The sequence below is a fragment of the Paucibacter sp. PLA-PC-4 genome (assembly GCF_026241155.1).
Classification (GTDB): domain Bacteria; phylum Pseudomonadota; class Gammaproteobacteria; order Burkholderiales; family Burkholderiaceae_C; genus Roseateles_E.
This window is the reverse complement of sequence record NZ_JAPFGP010000019.1, coordinates 89,733-105,341: the sequence shown is the minus strand read 5'-3', so window position 1 is coordinate 105,341 and position 15,609 is coordinate 89,733. Positions and strand designations below refer to the sequence as shown.

The 15,609-nt window shown below is 62.3% G+C and carries 19 protein-coding genes and 1 pseudogene; 10 read left to right on the top strand and 10 right to left on the bottom strand.

Going from position 1 to position 15,609, the window contains the following annotated elements; translation table 11 throughout:
- Positions 1 to 314 precede the first annotated feature (314 nt).
- The 7 genes from OOZ63_RS24295 (at position 315) to OOZ63_RS24265 (ending at position 4,636) form a co-directional block, all read left to right on the top strand.
- Positions 315 to 677 (top strand): hypothetical protein, encoded by a 363-nt coding sequence (locus OOZ63_RS24295; RefSeq protein WP_266008232.1) that lies wholly within the window; start codon positions 315 to 317, stop codon positions 675 to 677.
- A 278-nt stretch (positions 678 to 955) separates the two neighbouring features.
- Complete coding sequence (locus tag OOZ63_RS24290; protein ID WP_266008231.1) at positions 956 to 1,339, top strand: hypothetical protein; 384 nt, start codon at positions 956 to 958, stop codon at positions 1,337 to 1,339.
- 155 nt (positions 1,340 to 1,494) lie between these two features.
- Positions 1,495 to 3,054, top strand: coding sequence for an IS1182 family transposase (locus OOZ63_RS24285; RefSeq protein WP_266008230.1), 1,560 nt, complete (start codon positions 1,495 to 1,497; stop codon positions 3,052 to 3,054).
- A gap of 220 nt (positions 3,055 to 3,274) precedes the next feature.
- A complete protein-coding gene (locus OOZ63_RS24280; RefSeq protein ID WP_266008229.1) occupies positions 3,275 to 3,589 on the top strand; it encodes a transcriptional regulator in 315 nt (104 codons plus the stop codon).
- Entirely contained in the window at positions 3,579 to 3,860 is a 282-nt protein-coding gene (locus tag OOZ63_RS24275) for a helix-turn-helix domain-containing protein (RefSeq protein WP_266008228.1), read from the top strand. The genes OOZ63_RS24280 and OOZ63_RS24275 overlap by 11 nt, the downstream gene beginning before the upstream one ends.
- Positions 3,861 to 4,026: 166 nt before the next feature.
- Entirely contained in the window at positions 4,027 to 4,224 is a 198-nt protein-coding gene (locus OOZ63_RS29145) for a hypothetical protein (RefSeq protein ID WP_323055782.1), read from the top strand.
- Between the two features lie 97 nt (positions 4,225 to 4,321).
- Complete coding sequence (locus tag OOZ63_RS24265) at positions 4,322 to 4,636, top strand: helix-turn-helix domain-containing protein (RefSeq protein ID WP_266008227.1); 315 nt, start codon at positions 4,322 to 4,324, stop codon at positions 4,634 to 4,636.
- Positions 4,637 to 4,724: 88 nt separating this feature from the next.
- On the opposite strand, the gene OOZ63_RS24260 is transcribed toward OOZ63_RS24265, so the two are convergent.
- Both OOZ63_RS24260 and OOZ63_RS24255 read right to left on the bottom strand, forming a co-directional pair.
- The gene (locus OOZ63_RS24260; protein WP_266008226.1) at positions 4,725 to 4,979 is read right to left on the bottom strand and encodes a Txe/YoeB family addiction module toxin; all 255 of its coding nucleotides are present in this window, start codon (positions 4,977 to 4,979) and stop codon (positions 4,725 to 4,727) included.
- Entirely contained in the window at positions 4,976 to 5,227 is a 252-nt protein-coding gene (locus OOZ63_RS24255; protein ID WP_266008225.1) for a type II toxin-antitoxin system Phd/YefM family antitoxin, read from the bottom strand. Before OOZ63_RS24255 ends, OOZ63_RS24260 begins: the two co-directional genes overlap by 4 nt.
- A 1,013-nt stretch (positions 5,228 to 6,240) precedes the next feature.
- Between OOZ63_RS24255 and OOZ63_RS24250 the strand changes: the two genes are divergently transcribed.
- Complete coding sequence (locus OOZ63_RS24250) at positions 6,241 to 6,660, top strand: hypothetical protein (RefSeq protein ID WP_266008224.1); 420 nt, start codon at positions 6,241 to 6,243, stop codon at positions 6,658 to 6,660.
- Here the strand turns inward: OOZ63_RS24250 and OOZ63_RS29305 are convergent.
- Complete coding sequence (locus OOZ63_RS29305; protein ID WP_416234779.1) at positions 6,598 to 6,750, bottom strand: hypothetical protein; 153 nt, start codon at positions 6,748 to 6,750, stop codon at positions 6,598 to 6,600. The genes OOZ63_RS24250 and OOZ63_RS29305 overlap by 63 nt on opposite strands.
- A gap of 336 nt (positions 6,751 to 7,086) precedes the next feature.
- On the opposite strand from OOZ63_RS29305, the pseudogene OOZ63_RS24245 reads away from it, so the two are divergent.
- Positions 7,087 to 7,179 (top strand): annotated as a pseudogene (locus tag OOZ63_RS24245) (hypothetical protein); the annotation flags it as partial.
- A gap of 133 nt (positions 7,180 to 7,312) precedes the next feature.
- Here OOZ63_RS24245 and OOZ63_RS24240 read toward each other — a convergent pair.
- Together OOZ63_RS24240 and OOZ63_RS24235 are read right to left on the bottom strand one after the other, a co-directional pair.
- Positions 7,313 to 7,711 (bottom strand): carboxymuconolactone decarboxylase family protein, encoded by a 399-nt coding sequence (locus OOZ63_RS24240; protein ID WP_266008223.1) that lies wholly within the window; start codon positions 7,709 to 7,711, stop codon positions 7,313 to 7,315.
- Positions 7,708 to 8,526: a hypothetical protein gene (locus OOZ63_RS24235; protein WP_266008222.1), complete on the bottom strand. Its 819-nt coding sequence runs from the start codon at positions 8,524 to 8,526 to the stop codon at positions 7,708 to 7,710. Before OOZ63_RS24235 ends, OOZ63_RS24240 begins: the two co-directional genes overlap by 4 nt.
- A gap of 84 nt (positions 8,527 to 8,610) precedes the next feature.
- Here OOZ63_RS24235 and OOZ63_RS24230 point away from each other — a divergent pair, with 84 nt between their 5' ends.
- Positions 8,611 to 9,525 carry a LysR family transcriptional regulator gene (locus OOZ63_RS24230; RefSeq protein ID WP_266008221.1) on the top strand — a complete coding sequence of 305 codons (915 nt, stop codon included), beginning with the start codon at positions 8,611 to 8,613 and terminating at the stop codon, positions 9,523 to 9,525.
- Positions 9,526 to 9,741: 216 nt separating this feature from the next.
- Here OOZ63_RS24230 and OOZ63_RS24225 read toward each other — a convergent pair whose 3' ends face one another.
- From OOZ63_RS24225 to virB11, 5 genes are all read right to left on the bottom strand, one after another.
- The gene (locus OOZ63_RS24225; protein ID WP_266008220.1) at positions 9,742 to 10,866 is read right to left on the bottom strand and encodes a DUF1173 family protein; all 1,125 of its coding nucleotides are present in this window, start codon (positions 10,864 to 10,866) and stop codon (positions 9,742 to 9,744) included.
- 8 nt (positions 10,867 to 10,874) lie between these two features.
- A complete protein-coding gene (locus OOZ63_RS24220) occupies positions 10,875 to 11,789 on the bottom strand; it encodes an LPD7 domain-containing protein (protein ID WP_266008219.1) in 915 nt (304 codons plus the stop codon).
- Positions 11,790 to 11,817: 28 nt separating this feature from the next.
- Complete coding sequence (locus OOZ63_RS24215; protein ID WP_266008217.1) at positions 11,818 to 12,408, bottom strand: OmpA family protein; 591 nt, start codon at positions 12,406 to 12,408, stop codon at positions 11,818 to 11,820.
- A 96-nt stretch (positions 12,409 to 12,504) separates the two neighbouring features.
- Positions 12,505 to 14,514: a type IV secretory system conjugative DNA transfer family protein gene (locus tag OOZ63_RS24210; protein ID WP_266008216.1), complete on the bottom strand. Its 2,010-nt coding sequence runs from the start codon at positions 14,512 to 14,514 to the stop codon at positions 12,505 to 12,507.
- Positions 14,511 to 15,608: a P-type DNA transfer ATPase VirB11 gene (gene virB11 / locus OOZ63_RS24205; protein WP_266008214.1), complete on the bottom strand. Its 1,098-nt coding sequence runs from the start codon at positions 15,606 to 15,608 to the stop codon at positions 14,511 to 14,513. The genes OOZ63_RS24210 and virB11 overlap by 4 nt, the downstream gene beginning before the upstream one ends.
- Position 15,609: the final 1 nt, after the last annotated feature.

The following is a 15,609-nucleotide window of genomic DNA, read 5'->3' as shown; positions in this document are numbered from 1 at the left end:
TGATGCCGGACAGTTGGCTTACCATCCGGGCCGTCACTCAGGCACCCCACTCAGGGTGTCCGCGATCGCCCGGAACACTGTCCGCGATCAGCCTGGAATGGGTGTCCGCGATCAGTGGAATACGCATTCAGACAATCCCTCGCGGGCTTGCCCTTGCCTTCGGCTCGTGGTTATCCTTGCTCACGATGAGTCCAAGTCGGTACCTCCACAGGGGACTTTCACCCCATAAGTTCGCGCCCATGCTGGGCGCACACCTGCCATTCGAGCGGACCGCCTTCGGCGTCCGCTCACTTTCACGTTGAGCGTCAGCACTCATGATTCCCACAGCGATCTTGATCTTTGTCGTTCTGATCGCTGCGTACGCCGCGTATTCGATTCCTGTCATTTTTCAGTTCCGGTCGTACTGCGAACGTGTAGCGAAAGCTACCAATCGAAGCGAAGAACTCAAGAATCATCGGAGCATCGATGACGGTGGCAATACTGCGTTCGAACGGGAGCAGTGGTCGAAACTCTTGCGAGGGGAGTTCGGGGAATTCATGGATCCAACTCTTGCAACCGAAGCAGCCTCGCTCAGCCGTAGGGTCCGGCTCTCTTTTTTTCTCGCACTTGGTCTTGTCGGCGGTCTTGCCATCATTCTTTTCGCAGGCTTGTGGCTGCCTCGCTTGGGACCACAATGACGCTTAACCCCTCAGTCCGGTGGACAAATTGTGTCGAGCCGCAATTTGCCCCTTACCTCGAACGTTGGGCGTCATCGATGCGATTGCTCCAATTGCTCGCTGCAGTAGGGATAGGCATCCTTGTTCTTGGCTGCTCGAAAGCGGAGAACAGCCCAAGAACTATCAGGAACCACATCGACGAAACAGTACACGCACCAGACCTTCCGCCGTCAGTGACTGTGCGCGTCGAATCGACGGGTGTGGCCCGCAAAGGGTGTGCGAACAACGATGGTCCAGCCGTGGACTTTCTCTTCAAGGTGAGCGACGAACTACCCACGGTCGCTGTCAAAGACCCGACTTTGATCTATTCACCAGCCGTGTATTCGCTACCGCTGGTTGGCAATCAAGAACTTCACATTCGTGTCAACGAAACGCTTGCTGTCGTCAGGCGCTCACGCCAGTGGAACATTGCCAAAGCAGATGGGTGGGGTGGTGCGCTAGCTAGTTTGTGTCCCGTAGGAGGCTATCCCTGCGATTTCGCAATTTCAGGAACGGTAACTTTTACTCCGGCAACCGATGAGCTCTTCGAGATGCAAGCTGATCTAAAGTTTCTTTCCAAGAACTCTGTCAAGACCCGTCTTTCAGCCAGGTTGATTCCTGGTGTCAAGCAACTCTGTGGCTGAACCAATGACGCCCAACCCGTCCTTGCAGCGGACTGCCTTCGGCTGCCGCTGAATTCCAACGTTGAGGCTGTAAAAAAACTCCCGACTCCGCAGCACCCCCAGTAGCCCGCGCGCCCTCAAGCGCTTCAAATATGTAGACCTTCCAGGAGCACTGTATGGCGCGCTACAAGCCCCGGGTTCGTGAGTCGATGTTGCTGCTGCCCGTGGTGCTGTCTGAACAGATCGTGCCGGGCAGTTTTGCCTTCGCGCTGGACTATCTGGTCGACCGCGAGCTGGACTTGCAAGCCCTGGATGCGCGCTTCAAGAATGACATCACAGGCGCCAGCGCCTTCGACCCTCGCGTGATGCTCAAGATCGTCCTGCTGGCCTACAGCCAGGGCCTGATCTCCAGCCGCAGCATCGCCGCCGCCTGCGCACGCAACGTCCAGTTCATGACCATCAGCGGCGACAGCCAGCCCAGCCATGCCCACATCGCCAAGTTCGTCGCCTCATTGAGCGAGCAGATCCAGCCGCTGTTCAGCCAGGTCTTGATGAGCTGCGACGCCCAGGGTCTGATCGGGCGCGATATGTTCGCCATCGACGGCGTCAAGCTCCCCAGCAACGCCAGCAAAGAGCGCAGCGGCACGCACGAAGAACTGAGCCACCGGGCCGAGCGCCTGGACAAGGCCGCCGACAAGATCCTGGCGCTGCACCAGGCGCAGGACAAGGCAGGAGCCCAGGAACCCCTGGAGGCCAAGCGGCAAGCCCGCGTTGAGGCCTTGCGCCAGGAGGCGGCGCGCACGCGGGAGTTCGTCGCCAAGAACCCCAAGCGCCTGAACAGCAAGGACCAGGAGCTGAAGTCCAACATCACCGACCCGGACAGCGCGAAGATGGCGACCAACAAAGGCGTCATCCAAGGCTACGCCGCGCAAGCGGCGGTGGACAGCGCCAACCAGATCATCATCGCCGCCGACGTGGTCGGATCAGGCTCGGAGCAGAGCATGCTGGCCCCCATGATCGAGCAGGCGAAGCCCTGGAGTGACGAGAACACCCTGGTCACCGCCGATGCGGGCTATCACAGCGATGCCAATGTGCAGCGGTTGCATGACAGCAGCACCCCGGGGTTGATCGCCGACAACCAGATGCGCAAGCGTGACGAGCGCTTCGCCGACCAAGACAAGCACAAGGCAAAGCCTGACCCTTTGTCCTGTAAGCAGCCCACCGGCGAGACCCCAGAGGACAAGCACTTCCGGCCCAAGGACTTCCGCTTCAACGACGACAACACGGCCACCTGCCCGGCGGGCCAGGTCTTGACCAGCCGAGGCCGAATCCACACCACGGCCAGTGGTCAGCCCTACCAGACCTACATCGCCAAAGCGACTGACTGCGGCAGCTGCGCGCTGCGTCAAAGATGCATCAAGAGCAGGGGGCAGGACGACCAACGCGAAGTATCACGAGGCAGGCAGCTCAGCCGCTTTCTTCCCAAAGCCCCTGATCTCACTGACCCCAGCGAACGCATGCGCCAGGCTATCGATTCGCCCCGGGGCCGGCAGCTGTACAGCCAGCGCATCGGCACCGTAGAACCCGTATTCGCCAACCTGCGTCACAACAAGCGCCTGAACCGCCTGAACTACCGCGGGCAAGCCAAGGTCAGGACGCAGTGGAGTCTGTACTGCATGGTGCACAACATCGAGAAGCTCTCGAGAGTGGGCTTCGGGTCAACCGGGGTCCAGTAAGCCGGGTGGCAAGCGGCACAATCGCGCTCAGACGCCGAGAAACTGGCTCACACATCTCACTTCACCCATGAACCCAGCCATCAGACTTCGCAGTCCTTTACGCGCACCGAGCGGCGGCGGTGCCTGTGGATTTCGGGTTTTTGGACAGCCTCGTTGGGCATCACAGGCAAGGTGTGTCGTCGTGCTTGCGTAAAATACGGCAATGCCGTAGTATTGGAGGGTGAGAACGGTAGCCGAAACCCCAATCTTTCAGCGGTATGCCGCTGATATCTGGACTCAAGCCGAGCGCGAGGAGTTCATCGCGTGGATCGCGGTCAACCCAGAGGCTGGTGATCTCATCAAGGGAAGTGGTGGGTGCCGAAAAGTTCGATGGGCAGCCTCAGGTCGGGGCAAAAGCGGCGGCGCGAGAGTCATCTATTTCAACGTCAGTGACGAGACGATTTGGTTGCTCATCGCTTACACGAAAGGCAAGTTCGACAACTTGCCAACCTCGTTCCTAGCGGAACTGAAACAAGGAGTCGAAGATGCCCTCTGAAATGAAGAAGTTCCAGCAGGACTTGCTTGAGTCGGTTCGCCAGATGAAGCGCGGTGACGCCGCTCGTGTGACGAAGGTTCAACTGCCGGCTGCGGCCGAAGCTCGGGCGCAAGTCGGACTGTCGCAGCAGGATTTCGCAAACCTCTTGGGTGTGTCTGCACGCACGTTGCAGGATTGGGAGCAAGGTCGGCGCGAGCCGAATGGTGCTGCAAAGACGTTGCTGCGTGTTGCCGTGGCGCACCCGGAGGTATTGCGCGAGTTGCATGGTTGAAGTGATGCCCAACCAGTCGTTCAACCGGACCCGCAACGGCATGCCGCCTTCGGGCCGCATTTCATTCTGGTCGTTCGGCGTCCTGCCATTGCCCGCCGGTTAACTTCAACGTTCGGCATCTTGAGGGGAGCTGGACTACTATGCTCCTCTGGCGTGTAGTTCGGCAATGCTCACGGTCGTCGAAACCCTTCTCTTCCGACGCCAATGGCCGCTCTACTGGAGCGAGGAAGAGCGTGGCGTATTCGCCGCCTACATCGCTGAGCACCCCACTGCCGGAGATGTCGTGCCCGAATCCGGCGGCATTCGCAAGGTGCGCTGGGGTCGAGCAGGTTCGGGCAAGTCGGGTGGCGTACGGGTGATTTAGTTCACTCGTACTGTTGCAGGTGAAGTGGTTTTGCTGACGCTGTATGCAAAAGCCAAGACGGACAACCTCACCGGCCCAAAGTTAGAGGAGATTCGCCGTGCCCTCGAAGAGTAAAACCCTGAGCGATGCGGAACTGGCCGCCGACGAAGCCAAGCGCGATCTTGCTGCTGAATTGCTGCAGTCGGTGCGCGAGATGAAAGCGGGACAAGTTCGCGTTGTTTCATCGCCTGTCATTGAGGCGCGCAATAGAACAGGACTTTCACAGTCACAGTTTGCTGCGCTGATGGGCGTCTCCGTTCGTACCCTGCAGGGCTGGGAACAAGGTCGCAAACAGCCAAGCGGTGCCGCACGCACACTGTTGGCTATCGCCAGCTCCAATCCGAAGGCGTTGTTGGCTATTGCACAAAAGTAGGTCGCGAGCGCAAGAGGCCGAACCAGTCGTTCGAGCCGACAGCTCTCGGCAAGCCTCGGTCTGCGGCTCGACTCCAACGTTGGGCGTCTCAGTAGTGATATCGAAGTTGTGCGATCAGAAGGGCGTCGCCTTCGACCTTGTAGACAATGCGATGCTCATCCGTGATCCGGCGAGACCAGAATCCGGCGAGCGCATGTTTGAGGGGCTCGGGCTTGCCAATGCCGCCGAACGGGTCTCGCTGTATTTCCTGAATCAGCTTGTAGATGCGCTCGACCATTTTTCGATCTTGCTTGTGCCAGTAGAGGTAGTCCTCCCAGGCTTCTTCAGCAAAAACCAGCTTCACTTGGTCAGTTCTTGCTCAACGCCTTTGCCAGCGCCCAACTGGGCTACCGCGGACATCAGGCGCTTGGCGTTGGCCGGATTGCGCAGCAGGTATGCCGTTTCTTCCATGGCCTGAAAGTCCCCAAGTGAAAGCATCACTACAGCCTGTTCGCCGTTGCGCGCGATGATGAGCGCTTCATGATCATTGCAAACACGATCCATGGTGCTGGCGAGATTGGCGCGTGCGGCCGAGTAGGTGATGGCGTCCATCGGGACACTCCTGTATTGTACGTGTTATTGTACGTGTGCGATCGGTTCTTGTCCATGGCTCGGCGCGAGACGCCCAACCGGTCTACGAGGACTACTTTGCCGCCTGGACGGCCCGAGGTGGTGTTCATCAGGTGCTGCGTTGCTCGGCTATGCCTATGAGTCCGTCGTCGAACCACAGCATTGGGGAGCGAGGTCAGAACGGCGCTGAAGTCGGTCGGTCGCTCGCTCGAAACGAACGCCGCCAACCCTTGCCGACCTGATTTCGGCTTGCTCGGACGTCTCCCAGCCGCCGGCCGCCAGTGAAGATCAAGACGATGCCCGCCCAGAGGCGCCGCGCAAGGACGATGTGCGCCATGGAGTAGGTCAAGCCTAGATGCGGACCTGCGCCGAGCGCTTGCCGCACATGTCGCTATTGATGAAGAGGTCTGCGCAACCGATCCGGCCGCCATTCACATGCAGGGATCGACGTCCCAGCGAAGCTATCAGGCACGCTCTCTCCTCCCAACGGTCAACCCTCCTCGTGACACCGCGCAGGATACTCGTCTGCTACTTCCGGCAGATGCGCCAGCGGGAGCATCGCGCCATCCTGTCATGTCGCCGTCGCTCGCTGCACTTTTGAGTTGGCGGACCCTGCATTCTCGGGCAGCCATTCTTCGTGAGCAGCGCCGACACGCAAAGCCAGGAGCACACCATGCCTTGTTCAACCCGAAAACCCGTGGCTCTTCCCGTCGTGGCGAGCGCCAGGCTCACGTCAGCCCGCTTGCGGCAACCAACGCCACTTCCGAGCGTCGTCGCCACAACTAAGGCCAGCCGATGGTTGCTCCGCCTGAATTGGTTGTTCGGGGGCTCTCGCCGATGAGGTAGCAGACCGTGCTTATCGGCAAAGTCAAACCAACGTCGCCGCAGATCTCATGTCCGCACTCACACTTTCCCCACGATCTCTTCGAGCCTATCGATCGCCCAAGCTTGTGGGCTGCTCTTGTGCTGTCGGGTCGATCACGTGTCCGGCGGTTGTGAAGCCCTCGCTGTCGTACGACCCGGTTTCGTGGTTGTGGCGGCTACAGAACTTATTCCATGACACGGGTGGCCTGGTCAGCACAGACGAACTCCTTGCTCTGCTGCGCGAGAGATACCAACAACCGATTTCGGTTTTGGCGCGATGGATTGTCGACCGCCAAGTGGTCAGCTTTGAGGCGCGGGGTGAGCGCTGGTTGCCGCTGTTCCAGTTCGAAACCGGCTCGCTCGTTGTTCGTTTGGGCGTCGAGCAATCAATTCGTGAACTGCACGATGTCGTCGATGAAGGTGAGCTCGCCGAGTGGTTCGCGACATCCAACACATGGTTGCGAGACGCAAGCCCAGCGTCGATGGTGTCAATCGATCCGGCGGCGGTAATAGACGCTGCCCGCGCCGACCGCTTTGTGGCCACTGGCTAACGAGGGAATCAGTGCGGCGTTTGGGATCGCTTGGGCGAGGTGGTAGGGTTTGATTGTCGGAACTATGCTGTCGTTGTTGCCATTGACCACCAAGGTCGGCTGTTTTACTTTCGTCAGCAAGGTGGCGAAGGACTCGCCTTCTTCCTGTCCACAGTCGACGATCGAACAGCTAGTTGCGCAGCAATTGGCTCAGGCGAGCAGGGTGGGTCGACATCGTGCAGACGTTCATGCCGGCGATCTCAGAGCGCTTTGCGAGCGGCTTGACTCTGTGCCGAGGGTGAGATGCAGAGCAGCAGGATGTCGCCGAGTGAGGGGACTCCGTGCGTTGCTGCAGGCGCTAATGGGGCGTCAGAGCTGGACACACTGCCGCGCGGTCCAGTTCCGACCAGGATCAGCCGCCGCACACGCTGAGGATATCCGCGCTGTACGCTCGCGATACAGGTCATGACCGAGGCGCAGTCCGAGAGCAGTCCGTTGAACCCATTTGATCTTGCCAAAGTGTGGTCACACGGCGAGTGACCGCTCATCAGGGTTGGAAGGCGGCGCGGGTTGGGCAAGCCAGAAACCTTCACCTTCCTGAGGTTCATCTTCATCTGCGGCAAGTCTCGACGCGAAGCATTCCTGCTCCACGCCGAGATTCGTCCAGCGCCCGCTACTGTGCAGCCAGGGGCAGCGAAATACCCGACTCTGCGAAGACTTCTCGCACAACCGCCAAGCCATTGAGTGCAGCCGGAAAGCCCGCGTAAACGGCCATCTGCATCACGACTTCGACGATCTCGCTCGGCGAGCAACCGACATGCAGTGCGGCGTGCACGTGCACCCGAAGTTGAGGCAGCGCATGACCGAGAGCGCACAGTGCCGCCACAGTCGCGATCTCGCGTTCGCGCAGGCCCAGCCCCTTGCGCGCATAGATGTCACCGAACGGAAACTCAAGCAAGTAGCGCGCGAAATCGGGAAAGGACTTCGCCAATCCCTCCACCACTGCCAGGCCCGCAGGGCCGTCCACGGCAGCCAGCATGGCGGCGCCGCGCTCGTGGCGGCTGGCACTCATCGCGCGGCTCCATAGCGATATCGACGCACACTTCCATCGCCCCAGTTTCCAACAGCGAGCTCCGAGCCGCCTTTCGAGCGAGCCATGGCGACGGGACTTTGGAGGCCTTCAATGAGCACGGTGATGCCACCGCTGCGGGTGATCCGCCAGACCGACGTGCCTGAGTAGTCCGGCACCAGCACCGCGTCGGCACCATCGGCCACGATGCCAACCGCAGGTGCTCCGAGCCGCTTCGTCAGTTCTCGCTGTGCGCCGCCGGGCCGAACTTCCACCACACTGCCGGCGAAGTTGGAGACAACCAGACTGCCATCGGCGAACTCGACGACCCCGACCGGAGTTGGCAGCCCCTGCGCCAGCACCTGCGTAGCACCTGATGCGTTGGCTCGCAAAATCTGGTTGAGGCCGCGGTCGGCGATCAGCAAACTGCCGTCCCTGCCGATGGACAGACCCGCCGGCGTGCGCAGGCCGCTCACGAACACTTGCGGCACGCCGTCTGAGCGAAGGCGGTGCACCACGCCTTGCGAGTACGACGCCACGTAGACGGCTCCGTCGGGCCCCACCACAATGCCAGAAGGCGAGCGAACCTTGTCAGTCACAAGGCGCGTGACCCCGCTTGCATCGATGTGGTTCACCCTGTTGGCCGACCACTGAGTGACGTACAAGCCGCCGTCAAAGTCGTACGCAAGTCCTGTTGGTGAAGAGAATGTCCCCAAGACAGCGCCATCGCCGCGTAGCTTGGCCGGCTCTGCGGCACAGGTCGGACTCGAGAAGATGGCGGCGAGGCTGCCCGCGGCGATGATGTGTTTGAGGGCCATGAGTGACTCCTGGTTTGCGATCTTGGCCACTGTAGGGATCGCTGCCGGCCGCTGAAATGACCAAGTTCGTGATACCTTTTCGGTATGTCATCGCGCTTGGATTCCCGCTCGCTCGCACTCTTTTTGGCTGTAGCCGACACATTGAGCTTTCGGCAGGCCGCCCAGACTCTGCATATGTCGCAACCCCCATTGAGCCGCGCAATTCGTGAACTCGAGGAGCGGCTGGGTGTACGCCTGTTCGACCGAAGTACTCAGGGCGTCAGCCTCACTGACGCAGCCCGCAAACTCCTGCCCTATGCGCGCAACGTCGCGAGATTGCTCAAAGAGGCCGAGGCCAGTTTGGCCAATGAGGGCTTACCGCTGAGTTTGAGGTTGGGCCTGACGAGCGCCGCAGAACCGGTTTGGTTTGGCGGACTCGCGGAACGGATCCAGGCGAGGCATCCCGAAGCTGCTGTCTCGGTGGTCGTCGACACCTCTCCCAGACTCGTGCGCCAACTGCGCGCTGGTCGATTGGCGGCAGCTTTCATTGCCCTGCCCACTGAGGCCTCAGATCTTGACGTGGTGGAGCTTGATCGATTGCCGATGATGGTGGCGATGCCATCGTCGCACCGCCTGGCTCGGCGTCGCATGGTGCGACTCGCTGATCTTGCCGCAGAGCTGATCTTCTGGTTCGAGCGTGCGCGCCAGCCGGCCTTCTACGACCACTGTCAGCGGGTTTTCAGTCGTCACGGATTTGCGCCGAGAAAGATCAAGGAGCCTGCAGACCATCACGTGTTGCTTGCCGATGTGGCGGGCGGGCGTGGCATTGCCTTGCTGCCAAAATCGTTTGCAGGACTGCGGCGAGCTGGTGTCTGCTATCGGCCTCTGGTCGAGGGTGAGGAACTGGCGGTCGGTATTGGGCTCGCGACGCTTCGAAACAGGCAGGAGCTGCGGGAAATTCTGGTCTCGAGCATTGGATCCAGCCAGGCACGCAGTATCAAGGCGACGAGGCCCGAGTAGCGCCGCAGAGGGCGGGCGAAGTTGAGCTTGATTCGAGGACATCGAGCCACTGACCTCGGCTGCGGACCTCGTCATTGCGGCCGCCCTGGACGAGGTCCAGGAAGTCGGCCGTGGCTCAGCGCAGCCGGCCGCAAGCTGGTAGCTCAGGTTCACTGAGCGGACCTGGGGCATCAATGCTTCGTCGCACAGATCAAAGCAAGCACGGGGCGGGTCACCTTACGTTGTCCCCTCGCAGTCCCTTGCAAACATCAGCGGTGCCGGTGCCCCTCGGTCCGTCAACGCAAGGCTCGCGAGCTCTGGTTGCGAATGAAGGTCATATCGCAGCAGCTTCAAGAACGCGCGCTGGCTTCTCACCAAGCCCTCAACGAGATACTGCTCAGCCGCCGTCTCGACCGGCAGCCATTGCGCTGTGACCGTGATCAGGCTGAGCTCAACAATATGAGGCAGGCCCGCGTCACTGATCACCAGCGTCGCAATCATGAGCATGCGGATGCTGTCGGAGGCGCTCCACAGCTCGAGCTCCGGTCCGAAGCGCTGTGGCAACTGCCGGTAGAGCGAGTCGTCCATGGCGAAGGCGACATCGGGAACGTGCTTGATGACGGCCTTGTGGCCGTGTCTGGCCGGCACCATCTCCTTGACCTCGCCGATCAGCAAAAGCAGCCGCTGACGCCCGGCGCCAGACCCGACGGCGCAGGCCCATGTATCCCTGCGGCGCGCAATGATCTCGTCTCTTCGCTCGACAAAGAAGGGCTCAGGGACATAGAGCCTGGTTGCCAGCGTCTGGCCGCGGATGAACATCTGCTCGGCCGCCTGCAGCAACTGGCGGTGTACCGTTCCCCAGGACCGCCGGCCCTCGAAACCAGGGTGCCAGCGTGTCAGCGCTGACCGGTCCCAGAGGAGATGAAGCAGACCGCGCAGGGAGAGCTTCGAGCCGGCAGTCGAAGCAGTGCCGGAGGGTGGTCGGGGCGACGCAGGGGTGATGCGCGCCTGGCGCTTGGACAGCGAGAAGTCCAGCTTCAAGCTCGTCATGCCCGTGTTGGGATCCTCCTTGACCGCGCTGCCGAGCAGGTGTCTGCGGCCAGAGATCTCGGCCGGTGCCTCGAAAGAGACGCAGTCCGGCGCATGTTGGCTTCCTGTATCGGGCATGCGTTTGACGATGTAGCCATCACCCAGCCGAGCCACATACATCTCGACCCCTGCGGCAGTACAAACGCATCGCGGCCGTCGCCGCCTGCTGTAGGCCCGGGCGATGGCCTGCTCGAAGCCTGCAGAGGAAGGCGCATACCGCGCCCCTTCGATCTCCAGGGTGGGTTCGCGCTCAGCGCAGGCAAAAGCACTCATGGCCGTGTTCAACGGATGCGCGTCGCAGCCGCTGTGTCCTGCGTGCGCTTGAGATCGGTTGCCAGCGGGGGGATCGGCCTGTGCCGTCCCGCGCTCCTGTCGTAGACCTTGATCTTCGCCGCGGTGGTGCTGAGGGCCAACGGCTGTGTCGCGGCAGCCAGCACTGCCTGTCGCTTGGCCCGTCGCTTGGCCCGTCGCCTGGCCTGTCGCCTGGCCTGTGGCACCTTCTTCGCAATCAGTATCGCCTCGATGGCGACAAGGACACTCCTGTGGCCGCCACCTCGAGCCGACGGTTTCTCGGAGGGGGCGCTGGCGTCGCTGCTGCCGACTTCGCGCGCCGCTTCGATGCGCCTGGTCTGCCAGGTCTCGCGCTCGCGCCTGGGCATTTCCAGATCAGCGGGCTTGGGCTCGTAGCCGACAGCTTTCATGCCGCGCCGGCTTGCCTGCAGCCAGATCAGGCGCCGAAACTCCTCGCCGCCCGTGACCCGCAGGCCACGCCAGTTTCGGGCCTGAGCCACTTCCACCACTTCCACCACTTCCACCAGTTCCACCATCGAACGCCCCACCGACGCGCTGTTGGTGTCGGTCGCCCAGCGCAAGGTCGACTCGGTAAATGCGAGCCGTGATCGGTCCTGCTTGACGTCGTCCTCAGTGAAGCTGTGCTGCGCGCCGCCGATCTTCATGGCTGCGACCATCATCGGCGCACGCTTGAAGATGTCCCGCTCTGTCAGAGAAAGCTCGATTCGCGCGAGCATGGCGGATCGCTTGGCTTGTGGGTCTATGTCGGCGATCGCCTCGGACGTCGCCTTGGCCGCCGCCTCGGACCTTGCATTGTCCGGCGCCGCGCCATTGATTGCCGTGGGGCGGGTCGGTGAGCTGGCCGATTGGTCGGCCAGCTCGGGTGTGTCGTATCGCGTGGTCATCGGATCCGGACGCCGTGTGTGTGCGTGCTCAGTGCGCGGAGTTCGTGGTCGGCGCGCTTGTCGCCAGCGCCACGGGCATGGCCTGGTAGATCTCGATTTCGACGCGACGGTTCAGTGCGCGGCCAATCGCGGTTCGGTTGTCTGCGGCGTGATCGCCGGTAGGTTGATAGGTCATCCTGATTTGTGAGGGTTTCACGCCGGCCGCCACGAGGTAGTCGCTGACCGCTGCGGAGCGGGCCCGCGCAATCTGGCTCTCGGCCGGTGTTTCGCTTTGGCCATCGGTGCGACCGCGCAGCACGACCAGCGGCGCGGCCTTCGCTTCCTCGATGAGCTTTCTTGCAATATCTGGCGGGATGTCGACCCGGGTGCTGCCGTAGTCAAAGCGCACGTTGACAATGCTGTTGGGCTGCGCCCTCGTCGACAGCCTCGCCTGCGTCTGTGCATCCAGCTCGACCAACGCCTTCTGGAGCGCGGCGATATTCGCCTGGGTGATGGCCTGGGCCTGAGCAACCCGACCGAAGTCGACCGCCCGCAGGTGGGTGTTCTGAAGATCGTGCTTGCAGACCTGCAGGTCTACGGCCATTGCGGTGTTCGCGGGGCGCTTGCGCGACTCGTCCACCGATGGTGGCTTGGGCGGTGCGCTGCAGGATGCCAGCAGCACAAGCCAAGCTACGAGATGGGTGAGCAGGATCGCTGTTCTCATGGTCGTCTCCCTTCAGGAGTGGTTGAGTTCCTGACCGCGGTCTGCACTGGGCTCGGGACCAGTGATGAGCACGCCGTCGCCGTCGGCCATCGGCTCGACGGCGCCTCCTGCGCGCGAGCCGTCAGGGCCAGGCTGGGCGAAGAAATCGATCAGCGTGGTCGCAAGCTGCTCGGGCGGTCGATCAAAGTTGTCTGGCAACTGCGGCAGGTCCTGAGCCTTGGCATGGATGCCGGGGCCTTGTCCGGCCGGCAGCTCATGGGGGGCATTGCGCCGGCTCTGCCGGACGCGGGCGGTGTGCAGTTCCATGTCCATTCTGGGAACCTCGGGCGGCGGCCGCAGACGCTGGCCAAACGCCTGGTCGCGGTAGTAGCGGATCTTCTCGCCGAGGATGGGCTTGCAGCCTTCCATCACCAGCACCATGCGCTCGCTTCCCAGCTCCTTGAACTCCTGAGGCAAGAGCAGGGCGCGCCGCTGGTCGCTGTCATTGCGGCTGACTGTCGTGCTGCCCTGGCCGCTGAAGGACCGGCTGCGGCCCCGGGACGTGGCCTGTTCGGTGAAGCAGCCCAGCATCTCGCTGTACTCGTTGGCGTCGCGCTGCTCGCGAGGAGCGAACATGATCTGCAAGCCGTGGTTGGTGGCGAAGGTCCGTGCCTCCTTCTCGCCGTACACCGCATCGAGCTGGGACATGGCTTGTATGACCGTCAGCAGGCGCAGGTTGTAGCCGGCAAGAAAGGCCGCTGAGTCTGTGATCGCGCTCACGCGCCCCATGGCCGTGAACTCGTCGTTGATCAGCAGGCACTGGTAGCGCAGGGTCGGGTCGTGCTCCGGCAGGTGCTGGGTATTGAGGCTGACCAGTTGCGAGAAAAACAGCGTCATCAAAGGCCTTGCGCTGGCCAGGCGATGCGGCGGGATACGCACGTAGACGGACATGCGGCTTTGACGCAGGTGCTGCAGGTGGAAGTCATTGGCACTGGTGGCGGCGTCGACAACGGCATCTGCAAAGATCGTCAGCGGCGCCACGAAGGTGGCGACGATGCTCGACATGGTGTTGTCGGAGTTGGAGAGCAGGCGCTGCAGCGCGTCGGCGCATTCGTCGGACAGCGGCTTGTCCAGCTTGCGGCGTTGCGCCATCAAGTCGGCTAGATGTTCTCGCAGCGATCGGCCATTGCCTGAGGATTGCCGCAGCATCTCACCGATGCTGCGGGGGAGATCCGGGGTTTCCAGCAGCAGCAGGCCCAAACCGAGAAACAGATTTCGGGCCTGATCGTTGAAGAAGGACTCGGACGAGGTGCCCCTGCCGTCGTTCGGATAGAAGATATGCCCGATGTTCAACAAATCTCCCACCCGGTGCAGCTCGCTCGTTCTCACCGCCGTCATGGGATTCCAGCGGTGGCTGCGCGCGTCGTCGTCAAAGGGTGAGAACGCATACACCGGCTGGCCGCAGGCGCGGCGATAGCCGGCTGTGATCTTGTAGTTCTCGCCCTTGATGTCGAGCACGACGACCGAGTCGGGCCAGTTCAGCAGATTCGGGATGACCACGCCCACACCCTTGCCGCTGCGTGTCGGTGCGCACAGCATCACCGACAGCTGGCCCTGCAGGCTGAGAAACCTGCCGCGGTGCCGCCCCACCAGGATGCCCGGCCCGTCCGTGCGGTTCAGACCCGCTAGGCGCACCTCGGTCGGCGTGGCAAATCGGGCGCTGCCGTGAAGGGGGCGGCGCTGATGGCTTGCCGCGACCAATGCCAGCGGCACCAGCACCAGCATGCCACCTGCGGACACGCCGATGGCTGCCAGGAGTTTTTTTCTCAGTGGCGGATCGTCGGCGTAGAGCCGCCAGTACTGGACGATGCTGGAGAGCCTGGCCTGCGCAGGGTTCGCCTTGTTCAGCAGCAGAAATAGAGCGCCTGAGAGGTAGGTCGCTGCGCAGGCCAGCACGGCATAGGCGGCCAGCGCGAAGAGCCCGGCAGCGAGCCTCCTGCCGGGGGACCAGGCTGAAGAGGGCAGAGCTCCTGCCGCGCTCATGGCAGGTCGCCCGGTGGATCACCCTGGCGCCTGAGCCGGCATGCCAAAGGCTCGTAGTGAATCTCGGAGATGAAGCGACCCCGCTCGTCCCGGTCGAACTGCACGATGATGTCGATGACCAGGCGAAGCAGCCGCTTGACCTCGTCCATGGTCATGCCGGCGCCGGCGCCAGACTCGCGGATCATCAGGGCCATCTGTTCGATGGCCAGTGCGCAACTGCCGGCGTGGACGCTGGTGATGCTGCCGGGGTGCCCCGAAGCGGCAAGTCGGATGAACTGGAAGCACTCCTCACCACGAAGCTCCGCCAGGAAGATCCGGTCTGGCTTCATACGCAGGCAGGCCTGCAGCAAGGACTTGGCGCTCACGCGGGCCGTACCTTGGCCGTCCTTGCTGTAGAAGAGGTGGACAACGTTCGGGTGGTTGGGCAGCGTGAGTTCGGCCGCGTCCTGGATCGTGATCAGGCGTTCCTGCTTGGGCACTGCTTCGATCAAGCCCTTCATGAAGGTCGTCTTGCCCGAGCCGGTCCGCCCGCTGATGACGATGGTCTGGCGCTCTTGTACGGCGAGCCTGAGGAAGTCGGCGTAGCGATGCGCCGCTTTGAGCTGGCTCAGCTCGGCCTCGAATGGGCGGATCTCCGTGTTGGCCGTCGCCGCGCAGACCGTGCGCGAGAACAGCCCATCCTGCTCGAAGGTGCGCAGGTCCTTGATCAGTGATGCCGGCTTGCGCAAGGTGATGGAGACCGTGCCGCGCGGCACGGCCGGCGGGATGACGAACTGCACGCGCTCGCCGGACGGCAGTGTGGCCGACAACAGCGGCCGCTCCTGGTTGATCTGCTGGTCGCAAAAGGTCGCCACCGCGCCTGCCAGCGACAGGCAGCGCTCGATCGTCATGTCCGGCGCGCTCACCGACCGCCACCCGTTTGCGCTCTCCACAAGCAGTTCGCCGGGTCGGTTCAGGCAGATTTCCACGACGCCCGGCGCCTGCAGCTGCTCGCGCAGCGGCCGCAGAAACTCCACGACCGAGGTCGCGTCGCCCTGCCACGTCGCTTCGATGTCGGCTTCCTTGGGCAGCCCATGAGACAGAAGTTCGGCCATG

Coding starts and splice junctions, on each gene's coding strand:
- OOZ63_RS24295 (WP_266008232.1), top strand. CDS start 315: ATGATTCCCACAGCGATCTTGATCTTTGTCGTTCTGATCGCTGCGTAC.
- OOZ63_RS24285 (WP_266008230.1), top strand. CDS start 1,495: ATGGCGCGCTACAAGCCCCGGGTTCGTGAGTCGATGTTGCTGCTGCCC.
- OOZ63_RS24275 (WP_266008228.1), top strand. CDS start 3,579: ATGCCCTCTGAAATGAAGAAGTTCCAGCAGGACTTGCTTGAGTCGGTT.
- OOZ63_RS29145 (WP_323055782.1), top strand. CDS start 4,027: ATGCTCACGGTCGTCGAAACCCTTCTCTTCCGACGCCAATGGCCGCTC.
- OOZ63_RS24255 (WP_266008225.1), bottom strand. CDS start 5,227: ATGGACGCCATCACCTACTCGGCCGCACGCGCCAATCTCGCCAGCACC.
- OOZ63_RS24240 (WP_266008223.1), bottom strand. CDS start 7,711: ATGAGTGCCAGCCGCCACGAGCGCGGCGCCGCCATGCTGGCTGCCGTG.
- OOZ63_RS24235 (WP_266008222.1), bottom strand. CDS start 8,526: ATGGCCCTCAAACACATCATCGCCGCGGGCAGCCTCGCCGCCATCTTC.
- OOZ63_RS24230 (WP_266008221.1), top strand. CDS start 8,611: ATGTCATCGCGCTTGGATTCCCGCTCGCTCGCACTCTTTTTGGCTGTA.
- OOZ63_RS24225 (WP_266008220.1), bottom strand. CDS start 10,866: ATGAGTGCTTTTGCCTGCGCTGAGCGCGAACCCACCCTGGAGATCGAA.
- OOZ63_RS24220 (WP_266008219.1), bottom strand. CDS start 11,789: ATGACCACGCGATACGACACACCCGAGCTGGCCGACCAATCGGCCAGC.
- OOZ63_RS24210 (WP_266008216.1), bottom strand. CDS start 14,514: ATGAGCGCGGCAGGAGCTCTGCCCTCTTCAGCCTGGTCCCCCGGCAGG.
- virB11 (WP_266008214.1), bottom strand. CDS start 15,608: ATGGCCGAACTTCTGTCTCATGGGCTGCCCAAGGAAGCCGACATCGAA.